This is a genomic window from Enterococcus casseliflavus NBRC 100478, assembly GCF_001544095.1.
GTDB classification, from domain to species: domain Bacteria; phylum Bacillota; class Bacilli; order Lactobacillales; family Enterococcaceae; genus Enterococcus_D; species Enterococcus_D casseliflavus.
The window spans coordinates 1-13,318 of sequence record NZ_BCPT01000010.1; the positions used below are offsets into that span (position 1 = coordinate 1).

Sequence of the window (13,318 nt, forward strand, 5' to 3'; positions counted from 1 at the left end):
TTTTTTAGGTATTATTTCAGTTGATCCTTTGCCAATAAATCATACACATACTTCAATGAGGTAGCTTCGCCATATAACTGAAGATCTGCTTTTTCCTCTGGGGAATAGACTTGATCAAAGCTTTGATCGGGAATCAGCACGACATCGATGCCCGCACGTGTCGCGGCTGTTGCTCCCACAAGAGAATCTTCCATGACTAAAGCTTTTTCTGCTGCGACTTGCGCTTTTTCTAAAGTCAGCAAGTACGGTGCTGGATCAGGCTTATGGGCGGAGACGTCATCGCCAAAGGTCTGATAGTCAAAGGCCTGCAACAAATCGAAATGCGTCAACAATTCAGAGGCTCTTTTTTTCATCGTCGAGGTGGCTAATGCCGTTTGGAAGCCTTTCTCACGAGCCAAGGCGATGGTTTCTTTCGCATAGGGTTTGGTTTTGAAGGTGCCATCGGTTATTTGCTGGGCAATATAGACTTCCCGTTCTGCTCGTAATTCCTGCACCCGCTGCTGACCGCCTACGAGGTCGGCTAATTTAGTGGCAGTCTGTTGCCAACTTTGACCACGCCAACCAAAAATATCAGCGGCTGTAATCGGAAGCTCATACTTTTTAAATAGCGCCAACCACCCATCAAAATAGACTCTTTCGGTATCGACTAACAATCCATCAAAATCAAAAATCAAAAGTTCTTTCATAAACGCTCCTTCGTTTTGCTAAGATTTTTTCCTCACTCACTGGGGATCAAGACATCTTCCGACTTTTGTCAGCAGCTGCTTGCACTGCTTTGATGACAGCCGCCCGAAAGCCATTTTCCTCTAAGGTTTTGACTGCTTGGATCGTTGTGCCCCCTGGCGAGCTGACACGATCCTTTAAGACGCCTGGGTGTTCCTTCGTCTCTAATACCATCTTCGCTGCGCCTAATACCGCTTGAGCAGCAAATTCATACGCCATCGGACGCGGCATTCCTTCTGCCACTGCTCCATCTGCCAAAGCTTCAATGAACAAATACGTGTAGGCTGGTGAAGAACCGCTGACACCAATGACTGCATCGATCATGCTTTCTGGTACTTGCTCGGCTTTGCCCAGGCTTTCAAAAAGCTGTTTGACTTCGTTGGCTTCGGCTTCCGTCACTTGACCGTTGGGACTGATAGAAGACATCCCTTCCCCCACCAGTGCAGGGGTATTTGGCATGACCCGCACGATTTTGTGCGCACCGATGATTTCTTCCATTTGCGCGATCGTCACACCCGCAGCAATAGATACTAGCAAATGCTCCTTGGTCAAGCCCTCTTTTAAATCAGCAAGCAAGCTGGGAAAGACAAAAGGTTTGACTGCTAAGACGAGGATCTCCGCTTTTTCGGTGACATCTGCTAGCTTAGTTGTCCCAGTGATTCCGGTTTCTTTTTCTAATTGTGCCAAAGTCGGCTCGTAGCGATGGTTATAAACCAAGATCTCTGCTGGTTCATACAGGTTTGCTGCAATCAAGCCGTTGATGATGGCTTTTGCCATGTTACCGGCTCCTAAAAAGGCGATTTTTCTCATAGATTTCACGCTCCACTTCTGATTTTGGTACCACTTTTTGCTAAAAAAGCCTAATCAATGACTAGGCTTCAAACTCGATCATATACGGATGCAAGGCGGTGTTATAGATCCCTTCTGTATATTCTACCACTTCTCCTTGTAGATCATACGAATAACGGGTTCGTTTCAAGGCAGCGACCTCTGGCGTGATCATAAACTTCTGTTGCTCTTCGGTCAAGGTCGTTGCCACGAACGCATCTTGAAAGCGATCGATGATCATTCGATGTTCATCCAATAGGCGATACAATGATTTTTCTTCAAAGACCTCGATGGAGGTACCCTTTAGCTGCTTTGGCAAATGGTACTCATAGTAAATAAAGGGTTGGTGGTCAAAATAATACATGCGACGTAAACGCATGACTTCTTTGCCCATCAAAGAATACGCGGGGTGCTCAGGCGCAAGTTCGACTAATTCATAGCTGAGGTTTTTCTTCGTGTATTCCTTGCCAGTCTTTTCAAGCAATTGGCTAAACGTCGTGCCTTTTGACAGCTTGTTATAAGGGCGATTGCTTAAAACCGTCGTCCCACGTCCGCTGCGTTTTTCCACATACTCATCTGCCGCTAACAATTCGATGGCTTTGCGGACAGTGATCTTGCTGACATTGAAGGTGGCTTCCAATTCTGTTTCCGTCGGTAAAAATGAACCAATCGGGTAGCGACCCGACATGATGTCTTCTTTGAGCTTATCGGCAACATCACGGTAAAGAATGTGTTTGCGTTTCATTGCTATCTCGCCTTTCTCTCATTGGATTGGTCTTGTTCTCCTTATTCATCAAAGGTAGGAATGTCTTCTGGTTGCGGCTCGATCAAGACTTTCCGCGGCTTGCTGCCTTCAGAAGGGCCAACGACACCTTGATCTTCTAATTCATCCACTAACCGAGCCGCTCGGTTATAGCCGATGCGAAAACGTCGCTGCAAGAGAGAAACGCTGGCGGTCTGCATTTCCACCACAAGGGCTTTGGCATCTTCGAATAGCTCATCTTGCGGTTGTCCGCTGCTGCCGGTACTCGTTTCTTCCTCAGTGACCATCATTTTTTCTTCATAATTGGCTTCTTGCTGATCGGTCACGAATTCAACCACTCGTTCGACTTCTTGGTCGGAGATAAAGGCCCCTTGGACCCGAATCGGTTTGTTCTCACCCATCGGCAGATACAGCATGTCGCCGCGTCCCAGCAGTTTTTCGGCTCCGTTCCCATCAATGATGGTCCGCGAATCGACACCGCTGGAAACCGCAAAGGCCATCCGTGATGGAACATTGGCTTTGATGATCCCTGTAATGACATCCACACTTGGTCGTTGCGTTGCTAGTATCATATGGATACCTGCTGCCCGTGCCATTTGCGCCAAACGAATGATGGCATCTTCGACTTCGTTGCTGGCAACCATCATCAAGTCGGCTAACTCATCGACGATCACTACAATGAATGGCAAGATCGGACGATTTTCGCCGTCTTCTAAATTCTTATTGATCACTAAATCGTTGTAGCCAGTAATGTTTCGGACCCCAGTTGCCGCAAATTTTTCGTAGCGCTCTTCCATTTCCTTGACCACTTTTTGCAACGCTTGCGCCGCTTTGCGGGGATTTGTCACGACAGGTGTCAAGAGATGGGGAATCCCATTATAAACATTTAATTCAACCATTTTCGGGTCGATCATCATCAGTTTGACTTCATGGGGTTTTGCCCGCATCAAAATACTGGTGATGATGCCGTTGATGGCTACGGACTTCCCGCTCCCGGTCGATCCGGCAATCAAGAGATGGGGCATTTTCGTTAAGTCTGCCGTTTGGACACGGCCAGAAATATCGCGTCCTAAAGGTACTTCTAATAGTTTATCTGGATGATCCGGTTGAGCTTCGATCACTTCTCGGAATGAAACCATGCTGACTGCACTGTTTGGAACTTCGATCCCAATCAATGATTTCCCTGGGATCGGCGCTTCCATCCGCACATCTTTGGCAGCTAAAGCCAAGGCGATATCGTCGGTCAACCCGACGATTTTGCTGACTTTGACCCCTACTGCTGGTTGAACTTCGAATTTGGTTACTGCTGGTCCTAAGCTGGCTTTGACGACTTTTGCGTCAACACCGAAGCTTTGGAAGGTAGTTTCTAAGACACCGATATTTTGTTCGATCCTTTTGTACTCGCTGCTTTGATCCGTTGAAGGGATCGAATCGAGTAATTGCGCTGAAGGCAATTCATAATCACGATTTTCAGCTTCTTCCGAAATCTCAAATTCCAATACTTCACCATCATCATCAAGGATCTCCCCGTCTTCATTGACCTTTTTGCTTGGTCCTGGTTTGTTTCCTGCTGGATGTGGTGCTTGAGCGGCTTCTGGTCCCGCCGCTTGCGGCAATTCCTGGAAGTGGTCGATGGGTACAAAGCTCAACTGCTCTGGTTCAAAATCAGCTGGTGCTTGCATCTGCTGTTCTTTTGCTGATTTTTCGTCTTCTGTCATTGGTCGGACTTGATTCTTTTCTTTGATCTCTGCCATGACTGCTGCTCGTTCGGCTTCTTTTTTGGCTTCTTTCGCAGCTTGTTTCTCTGCTGCTCGTTCCGCTTTGCGGGCTTCTCGTTCGGCTTGCTTTTCTGGAGAGCCTTCTAACAACCGCTGCAGCTTGTCACCAGCTGCTTGCAGGTGCTCGACTAACTCGTGGCTGCTCATTTGGCTGAACAAGAACGCCCCAATCAGTATGAGTAAAACAGCGATGATGTAGCTGCCGATCTGGGAAACAAGAAAATAGGTCGCCCCATAGAGCATGGCGCCAATCATTCCGCCCCCGACATTTTGGGTCACTTGGCTGCGCCGAATATCGCCTAACAGCGTCATCCACGTCGTTTGGAAGATATTGGCTTGTTCTCCCACCACATTACTAAAGATTTGCGCATGGAGGATGATCAGTAAACCAAAATACACCAATACACAGCCAATCACTCGTCGAATACTCTTAAAGCGAGCATCGGTCGTTTTGATCGCTAACCAGACACCATAAGCGGCTAGGGCAACACTCAAAAATTGGTACGTGTTTCCGCCAACGATCCGAAATCCGTTGGCAATCAAGGTTCCTAAAAAACCTAAATGGAAAAAGCCAAATATCGAAAACAAGACAAAGAGCAGGCCGACGCCGACCAGCATTAATTTCTCTTGCTGTTTTTGTTGTTTTTTTGTTTTGCGTTTCTTTGCGCGTTTTTTTTGCGCCATTTCTATCCCTCTTTTCATCTTTCCCTATTATAACGAAAAAAGAAGGCGAACAAAAGTTTTCCTGTGAGAAATTTTGGTTAGCTGTTGGAATTTAAGGAAAAAAGAGGATGTCTGCCAGATATAGCAGTGATCATCCTCTTTTTAGCTGCTGCACAAATTCAGCGACTGTATAGACAATCAGTCCCGATGATTCAAAATCATCTGTATTGGTCGTTACTAGACTGTCGATTTGATTTCGCTTCGCACAAGCTGCTAAAACAGCATCCTCAAAATCTATCATTGTTGAATCAAGCGCCTGAAGGCAATCTGCTTCCGTAACGGTTAAGACGGTATGCACTTGGATCAGTTTTTTGACTTCCCTCCGAGCATCGACTCCTGCTGCTCCATCGAGAATATAGAAAAGATCCGTTAAGGTACTTGCCGTAATCACGCCCTCGCAAAGTCCATAAATGGAACTGTTGTATATCTGTTTGATGGCTTCTTGATGGCTTTTAGACCCTCTTCCTAATAAATAGTCAAGGATCACATTGGTGTCAATCACGACTCGTTTGGCTTTGTATTTAGTCATGCTTATTTTATTCTCCCAGATATTTTTTCCTACGCCGTTCGTTTCTTACTTTTTTGATGTCCACAACGTCAGGTGTTTCAAATGAATCTGCTAAAATGCCTTGCAAAGAATCGACTAAACGAAGTTTCTCCTCTGGGGACAACTCTCCTACTGACTGCTTTTCTGTAATAACTAACTGTTTTTTGCCATTGACTTCTTCTGCCAGTTCCATTTCTAGTTCAGAACCTACCTGGAGATCCAATTTCCGAATCATTTTCTTAGACAAGCGAACCCCCTGTCCGTTGCCCCACTTAATCAAATGAGCGGTCTCTTTATAATGTTCCACTCGGCTCCCCCCTCTTTATCGGATTTTCCTTACTATCGATCATTATAACATGAGCACGTATATGTATACACAAGTATATACTTCAATCGTTCCTTCTTTCCTTAAATACGCAAAAGAAATGAATGTATAAAAAAACACCAGCTGCTAAGCAGCCAGTGTATCTTGTTGACTTGTTTTAGTTTGGTGTGACATCTTCGCCAAACCACTTTTCAGAGATTTCAGCAAAGGTGCCATTGTCTTGCAATTCTTTCAAGCCATCATTGATTTTATCTGCCATGGCTTGATCGTCTTTACGCACACCTACAGCAAAATCTTCTGCTTCAAAGGGGCTTTCGATTTCGTTGAAGTCATCGGTTTTGCCTGTTTGAGTCAAATAATATTCTGCGTAGACGCGGTCGATCAAAAGACCGTCGATCCGACCGTTTTCTAGATCGATAAAGGCTTCATTAAAGCTGGCATACAAGGTTGCGTCATTGCCGTCTACGAGATCCTTCAGAACTTCCGGTTGGTTGTTGAAGGTCTCATAACCAGAAGAACCTTCTTGGGCACCTAAGACTTTGCCCTCCATATCATCAAAGCTAGTAATGCCGCTGGCTTTCGCTGTGACTAAGACTTGTTTGTTTTCCATATAAGTATCTGTAAACAATACTTTTTCTTCACGAGCTGCGGTTTTGGTATACCCGTTCCAGATCATATCGATGGTGCCATTGCTTAGTTCGGTTTCTTTCATGGACCAATCGATTGGTTGAAATTTGACTTTGGTTCCTGTTAGATCCAAAATCGCTGTGGCTAAATCCACATCAAACCCAACGATGTTGCCTTGGTCGTCTTTAAAGCCCATCGGTACGAAGGTATCGTCTAGGCCGACGATCACTTCTTCTTTGTCAGCGGCACTTGTTGTGGTGTCATTGCTGCTGCCACACGCCCCTAATAAAAATACACTTGCTGCTGCGATTCCCATCAATAGTAATTTTTTCATTTTATTCTCCCCCTTATTCTCCTGCTACTTTTAATAATTGATCACCGATATTTTCGGCAAAAACCAAATCATGGGTCACCACGATCTGGGTCACTCCTTCTTTTTTCAGATCCAAGATCAGCTGTTCGACTTGCTGTCTCAAGCCTGGATCTAAGGCGCTGGTAGGCTCGTCATAGGCCAACACTTTGGGATTCATCGCCATCGCTCGTGCGATAGCCACCCGTTGCCGCTGCCCCCCGGACAATTGGAAGGGATATTGGGCTAGTAGGTCACTTAATCCTAGTTTTTCTGCCAACTGTTCGGCTTTTGCTGTATACGCGGCCTTGTCTTGTTTTAGCACCATTTTTGGCGCCAAAGTGATGTTTTCAAAAACTGACAAGTGCGGAAACAATTGGAAGTCTTGGAAGACGACACCGACGACTTGTTCTTGTTCTTTTGTGTCGGTGGGATCAAAGGCTTTGCCATCCAGCAAAAAGCTTCCAGAATCGATCGTTTCTAAACCAGCCAGTGTCCGAAGCAAGGTGGTTTTCCCGCCACCGGAAGGACCGACCACCGCTAAGATACTGCCGTCTTCGATCGTCAAGTCTAGCTGATCGATGACTTTTTTAGCGCCAAATGACTTTGATACTTGTTTTAGTTCTAACATATGTGGTTCCTCCTAACGGTAATAGTCCAGTTTGGTCTCGATTTGTTTTAACAATAACGTAAAGACGCCTGTCATCACCAAGTAAATCAAGCCGACCCCAACTAACGGAAGCAAGGTACTGTCTCGCTCCATGGCGATTTTCCCGATTCGCATCACGTCTGACAATCCTAAGATGTAAACGAGGGATGTGTCTTTGACAAGATTGATGACTTCATTGCCGACAGATGGCAGGGTGATCTTGACGACTTGTGGGATGATAATTTTTTGGATCGTTTGGATCGGGGACAAACGCAAGACTTTCGCGGCTTCGTATTGTCCGGCTGGAATCGATTGGATCCCTCCACGGAAAATCTCGGCAAAATAAGCAGCGTAATTGATAATAAAGGCGATCAAGGCTGCTTCAAAGCGGTCAAAGACGATCCCTAAGATCGGCAGACCGTAGAATACGAAGATCAGCTGTAGCAATAAAGGCGTTCCTCGCATCAACCAAACGTAGACTTGCACGATCAATTTCAAAATACGCAGGCGACTGGCTAAAACAAAGGCCAACAAGATGCCTAAGGGAATGGACCCGATTAAGGTCAGTGCGAACAATTTAACGGTGATTCCAGTTCCTGAAATTAGTTGGGGCATAACATTGACTAAATACTCAAACATGGTGACTTCCTCCTTGATAGGTTTCAATTTCGATTGGCAGCGATACAGCTTCGCGACGGTTTGCTCCGACGCTTATGTGACGCTGGGCTTTGGCTGGTGAGGGGCAACTGGCAAGTTTCATTTTTCTAAAAAAGAAAAACAAAAAAAGCGCACACTGGCATTTGCCAGAGGACGCTTGATACGTGGTTCCACCTCAATTTGCCTTTCCTTCACAGGAAAAGGCCTCGTGCAGTCCTTGTGATCCTTCCACTTTCGGTTTTCGGTGAGATGCAAAAAAAGAGAAAAAAAACGTCCCCTAGCCATTACAGCTAAAGGACGTTATCAACGCGGTTCCACCTTTGTTTATCAGTGCTTCACAGCAACTGAACTCAGAAAGTCATCAATCAATGACTGCTGCTGTAACGGGCAAACCCGGTCTCTCCTACTTTTCTTTCGGAAAAACGACTCCAAGATGTGTTTCACAACCATGCGTTATCTCTTTGCACCAACCAGAGACTCTCTTCAAACAGCAAGCCTTGCTACTCTTCTTTTCGATGTCTGTTTCATTAAGTTGTGTCTTACTTTACTCGCTCTTAAAGAAAATGTCAAACATTTTTTCTGAAATTTTCGAAACTTTGTCGCATGCACCGGTTTCGAGGGGAAGATTTAGGGAAAAGAAGACGCAGCTGCTTAACCGAAGTACGCTTCAGCTAAGGCTTGCCCTTGCTTGATTTTTGCCCATTGCTGCTCAGTCGAAAGCTCATTGCCGCAGTCACAAGAGGCAAAGCCGCATTGATGAGAAAGATAAAGCCGCTCCTTAGGAATGATTTGGCTGGCTTTGTCTAATAAAGCGATCACTCGCTCTTCATCGTCTAATGTGGCGGTTTTGCTGGATAATAAGCCTAAGACAACTTCCACTTCTGGACGATCTTTCAGCGCTTCTAAAGCCGAGATATCACCGGCACGGTCATCGTCCCACTCTAGGAAAAAGCGGTCATAATGCTGATCACGCAAGAATTTTTCGGCGATCGCTTTGTAAGTACCGCTGGCTGCCGCGCGGCTTTGGTAATTGCCGCGACAATTGTGGGTCCAGACTTTTAATCCTAATTCGTGGGCGTATTCAGCGACTTCGTTGTTGATCGCCACGAATTCATCGGCTAACGCTTCTAAGCCGTCATTGCCTTGGGTGAAGAAGCTCTTGTCATTGTCTTCGGCGAATAATTCCCATAAACAATCATCGAACTGAACGATCTCACCACCGGCTTCTCGGTATTCCTGCAAGAATTCCTTGTAGGCGTTAAGCAGCCCTTCCCGCAAGGCTTCTTTCGTTGGATACACCTGACCTTCACCAACGAGGTCGTTAAAGACAGTCAGCTCGGTAAAGGCGTGGGCAGCCCCCCAGACGGTGATTTTGACTGGCAGGTCGCCAGCTTGGCGTTTGGTTTCTTTAAATAACGTCAAGTAATGATGGTTTTTGCCAGATAATGGTTCTGTGATTCGGATGCCGATGTCTTTACGTGTCTCAAAATGTCCACCGTCCAAATCTTCAAAGGCATACCCATGATCGGAGATATAGCGCTCAACGCCTTTTAATCCCCAGAGAAAATCCAGGTGCCACATCGAGCGGCCGTGTTCGCCGTCTGTGATGACTGTAATGCCGTGTTCTTTTTGCGCTGCAATGATGTCAGCGATCGCTTTTGCTTCCGTTTCTTGGTAGCCAGGAAACGCATCATAAAACGGGTAGCGGATATCCTCCCGATGCTCGATTTGATTTTTGTAGTCCAATAAATCTTGTGGTCGTAACAATGACCCCACAAGCTGAAATTTGTCTGTTGCCATATCCATTCCTCCTATACAAAGTTTTCAAAATTGTTAGATTTATTCTAGCAAACATCTTATACTATAGATAATACTTATAAACTTATATATTCCATAGGCAATACCTATAACATAAAAAGGTGGTTGTATCCCATGCGTATCCAGCAGCTTGAATATTTGGAAAAAATCGTAGAAACTGGCTCTTTCAATGAAGCCGCTAAACAGCTTTTCATCAGTCAGCCCTCCCTCTCTCAAGCCATGAAAGAGTTGGAAAAAGAGTATGATCTGCAGCTATTTTACCGCAGTAAATTAGGGGTGACCTTGACCGATGATGGCCGTTCCTTTCTCAACTATGCTCGAAATGTTTTAGACCAAGTCAATCTCTTGGACGAACGCTTTCGCAAAGACAGCCATCGCAAGCATGTTTTCAGTGTTTCCGCACAACACTATGCCTTCGTCGTCCACGCCTTCGTGGAGCTGGTCAAACAGTTAGGGGAAGATGAATTTCAATTCACCTTGCGAGAGACCCAGACACAAAATGTGCTGGATGATATCCAGACGTTTAAGAGCGAATTGGGGGTCATTTATCTGAATGATTTCAACACGACAGTCTTGACCCGTTTGATCCACGAAAAAGACCTGCAATTCATTCCTTTATTTGAAGCCAAACCCCACGTCTTCATCGGCCGAGAAAATCCCCTGACTCAGAAAAAAAGCATCACATTAGCTGATTTGGAACCATATACCTATCTGTCGTACGAACAAGGGGAAACCAATTCCTTCTACTTTTCTGAAGAGATCTTAAGCACTTTACAGCGCAAAAAACACATCCGCATCAGCGATCGTGCCACGATCTTCAATTTGATGGTGGGTCTCAACGGCTATACCATCAGCTCTGGGATCATCAGCAGTGAGCTGAATGATGAAAAAATCGTTGCGATCCCTTTGGAAGTCGATGATGCGATGACCCTAGGTTACCTCAAACACAAGAAAATGGAACTGAGCGAGATGGCCTTGGACTATCTCGCCTTGTTGAAGCAGCATATCAAAAACTACGGTTTCGACGTCTTTTAAAAAAAACGATCCGCAGACAGTCGGTCGGGCTACCTTAGTAAGGTGTCCCGACCCTGTTGCGGATCGTTTTGTTTCTTTTGTGCTTTTTTTGTTCTTAAACTGTCTTACGTTGGCGTTGTGGAGAATAAATCAACGCAATGGTTTCCATTCCCACTCTTCGACTTCAGCGATATCATAGCCGTTTTCTCGAATAAAGTCATGGTGATACGCAACGGTGTTTGCCATTTTTTTGGCAAAGTCCGCTGCTTTTTCTCCATAGACCCATTCGGCGGCGTCTTTGGCTAAGTGGAAGCGATCCAATTCAGAAAGGATCCGCATATCAAACGGTGTCGTGATGTCGCCATTTTCTCGGTACCCATGAATATGAAGCTGTTGGTTGCGACGGCCAAAGAAGATGTCGCGAATCAGTCCTTCATACCCGTGGAAAGCAAACACGATCGGTTTGTCTTTCGTAAAGTAGGCTTCGAATGCTTCATCGCTCAACCCACGAGGATCGACTTCTGGACGACGCAATTTCAATAGATCGACCACATTGATGAAGCGGACTTTCAACTCTGGGAAGGCTTCAATCAGCAACGAAACAGCAGCTAAAGCTTCCAAATTCGGTTCCGTCCCAGCAGCTGCGATCACAATATCGGGTTCTTGTCCTTCATCTGTCGATGCCCAGTCGATGACTTTCAAGCCATCTTTGACAAGCACTTTCGCTTCATCCGCCGAGTAAAACTGCGGACGTGGGTGTTTTGAAGAGACTACTAGATTGATCTTTTCTTCAGAAGCGAGTGTTTCTGCCATGACAGCCATCAAGCTATTGGCATCGGCTGGCAAGTAGACCCGCACAAAGTCGGCTTTTTTCTCTGCAATATGGGTCATGATCCCTGGATCTTGGTGGGTGTACCCATTATGGTCTTGTTGGAAGACCGTTGATGAAGCAATCAAATTCAATGAGGGGTACGGGTTGCGCCAGTCAAGATCATGGGCTTTTCGTAACCATTTGAAGTGTTGCGTGATCATAGAATCAACGACTCTTAAGAATGACTCGTAGCTGGCAAAGAAGCCATGACGACCCGTCAGCACATAGCCTTCCAAGAAGCCTTCTGCTTGATGTTCTGATAATTGTGAATCAATCACACGGCCCACTGAAGACAGCCATTCATCATAATCAGGATGTTTTGGCTCCAACCATTGGCGGTCCGTGACTTCAAACACATGGTTCAACCGATTGGATTTGGCTTCATCTGGGCCAAAGATGCGGAAGTTGTCGGGATTTTCTTTGATGATGTCACGGGCAAATTTCCCAAAGACCATCATATCTTGGGCAGTCGTTTCCCCTGGTGTCTCGATCGCAATGGCATGTGCTTGCCAATCTGGCAAGCGTAGCGGTTGCGGATCGATCCCCCCATTGGTGATTGGGTTGACCGCCATCCGCTGCTCTCCTTTTGGTGCCAATTCTTGAATCTCAGCTTTGATGCGGCCGTTTTCGTCAAAAAGCTCTTCTGGACGATATGACTGCAGCCAATCCGTCAAAGCATCCACGTGTTCCATATGTTTCGCATTGACAGGGATCGGTACTTGGTGGGCACGGAAGCCCCCTTCAATCGGCTCGCCATCCCAGACTTTCGGTCCAGTCCAGCCTTTCGGTGTGCGAACGATCAAAACAGGCCAATGAGGCATAGCGGCTTCTTCCGCAGAACCTTTGCGGGCTTCTGCTTGGATCGCGTGGATCTGTTCGATGGCTTGATCCATTTTCTGTGCCAATTGCGGATGAACGGCTTCTGGATCGTCCCCTTCTACGAAATAAGGGGTCCAACCCATACCTTCAAAATATTTCGTGAGATCTTGATCACTTTTACGAGCCAAAATCGTTGGATTGGCAATCTTGGCGCCATTCAAATGCAAGATAGGCAAAATTGCGCCATCATTGACTGGATTGATAAAGGTATTTGAAAACCAGCCGCCCGCTAATGGTCCAGTTTCGGCTTCGCCATCACCGACCACTACTGCTGCAATGACATCGGGATTGTCTAAAATAGCTCCGGTAGCGTGGGCGATGGAATAGCCTAGCTCGCCGCCTTCATGGATCGAACCTGGCGTTTCAGGTGCCGCATGAGAAGCGATCCCACCTGGGAAAGAGAAGGTTTTGAATAGATGTTTCATCCCTGCTTCGTCTTGGGTGGCTTTTGGATAGATCTCGCTGTAGCTGCCGTCTAAATAAGCATTCGCAACCATGACTTGTCCGCCATGGCCTGGTCCTTCGATATAAAACATGTTTAAGTCGTACTTATTGATGACGCGATTGAGATGGGTGTAAATAAAATTTTGCCCTGCGATCGTTCCCCAGTGACCAATCGGATTCACTTTCAAATCTTTTTCTTCGATGGGGCGGCGCAATAAGGGATTATCTTTCAAATAAATCTGACCAACGGAAAGGTAGTTGGCTGCTCGCCACCAAGCGTTCATTTTCTGGTAATACTCTGGTGTATCGTAGGTTGTCTTCAT

At 46.1% G+C, this 13,318-nt stretch carries 12 protein-coding genes and 1 other annotated feature; of the genes, 1 reads left to right on the forward strand and 11 read right to left on the reverse strand.

Going from position 1 to position 13,318, the window contains the following annotated elements; genetic code table 11:
• Positions 1 to 11 precede the first annotated feature (11 nt).
• The 10 genes from ECA1_RS09700 to ECA1_RS09745 form a co-directional block, all read right to left on the reverse strand.
• The gene (locus ECA1_RS09700; RefSeq protein ID WP_016609611.1) at positions 12 to 686 is read right to left on the reverse strand and encodes an HAD family hydrolase; all 675 of its coding nucleotides are present in this window, start codon (positions 684 to 686) and stop codon (positions 12 to 14) included.
• A gap of 46 nt (positions 687 to 732) precedes the next feature.
• A complete protein-coding gene (gene proC / locus ECA1_RS09705) occupies positions 733 to 1,533 on the reverse strand; it encodes a pyrroline-5-carboxylate reductase (RefSeq protein WP_060792363.1) in 801 nt (266 codons plus the stop codon).
• Positions 1,534 to 1,594: 61 nt separating this feature from the next.
• A complete protein-coding gene (locus tag ECA1_RS09710; RefSeq protein WP_005232219.1) occupies positions 1,595 to 2,296 on the reverse strand; it encodes a GntR family transcriptional regulator in 702 nt (233 codons plus the stop codon).
• Between the two features lie 41 nt (positions 2,297 to 2,337).
• Positions 2,338 to 4,776 (reverse strand): FtsK/SpoIIIE family DNA translocase, encoded by a 2,439-nt coding sequence (locus ECA1_RS09715; RefSeq protein WP_060792364.1) that lies wholly within the window; start codon positions 4,774 to 4,776, stop codon positions 2,338 to 2,340.
• A 130-nt stretch (positions 4,777 to 4,906) separates the two neighbouring features.
• Entirely contained in the window at positions 4,907 to 5,344 is a 438-nt protein-coding gene (locus ECA1_RS09720; protein ID WP_060792365.1) for a type II toxin-antitoxin system VapC family toxin, read from the reverse strand.
• Positions 5,345 to 5,351: 7 nt separating this feature from the next.
• On the reverse strand, positions 5,352 to 5,669 hold the full coding sequence (locus ECA1_RS09725; protein ID WP_005227274.1) for an AbrB/MazE/SpoVT family DNA-binding domain-containing protein: 318 nt from the start codon (positions 5,667 to 5,669) through the stop codon (positions 5,352 to 5,354).
• A gap of 175 nt (positions 5,670 to 5,844) precedes the next feature.
• Positions 5,845 to 6,648 (reverse strand): amino acid ABC transporter substrate-binding protein, encoded by an 804-nt coding sequence (locus tag ECA1_RS09730; protein ID WP_016609607.1) that lies wholly within the window; start codon positions 6,646 to 6,648, stop codon positions 5,845 to 5,847.
• A gap of 13 nt (positions 6,649 to 6,661) precedes the next feature.
• Positions 6,662 to 7,294, reverse strand: coding sequence for an amino acid ABC transporter ATP-binding protein (locus ECA1_RS09735; protein WP_005227272.1), 633 nt, complete (start codon positions 7,292 to 7,294; stop codon positions 6,662 to 6,664).
• Between the two features lie 12 nt (positions 7,295 to 7,306).
• Positions 7,307 to 7,951 (reverse strand): amino acid ABC transporter permease, encoded by a 645-nt coding sequence (locus tag ECA1_RS09740; RefSeq protein WP_010748717.1) that lies wholly within the window; start codon positions 7,949 to 7,951, stop codon positions 7,307 to 7,309.
• A gap of 308 nt (positions 7,952 to 8,259) precedes the next feature.
• Positions 8,260 to 8,494: a binding site (T-box leader), on the reverse strand.
• Between the two features lie 126 nt (positions 8,495 to 8,620).
• On the reverse strand, positions 8,621 to 9,775 hold the full coding sequence (locus tag ECA1_RS09745) for a cobalamin-independent methionine synthase II family protein (protein WP_172462562.1): 1,155 nt from the start codon (positions 9,773 to 9,775) through the stop codon (positions 8,621 to 8,623).
• Between the two features lie 126 nt (positions 9,776 to 9,901).
• Between ECA1_RS09745 and ECA1_RS09750 the strand changes: the two genes are divergently transcribed.
• Entirely contained in the window at positions 9,902 to 10,822 is a 921-nt protein-coding gene (locus ECA1_RS09750; RefSeq protein WP_005227268.1) for a LysR family transcriptional regulator, read from the forward strand.
• Positions 10,823 to 10,951: 129 nt separating this feature from the next.
• Here ECA1_RS09750 and ECA1_RS09755 read toward each other — a convergent pair whose 3' ends face one another.
• A complete protein-coding gene (locus ECA1_RS09755) occupies positions 10,952 to 13,318 on the reverse strand; it encodes a phosphoketolase family protein (protein WP_060792367.1) in 2,367 nt (788 codons plus the stop codon).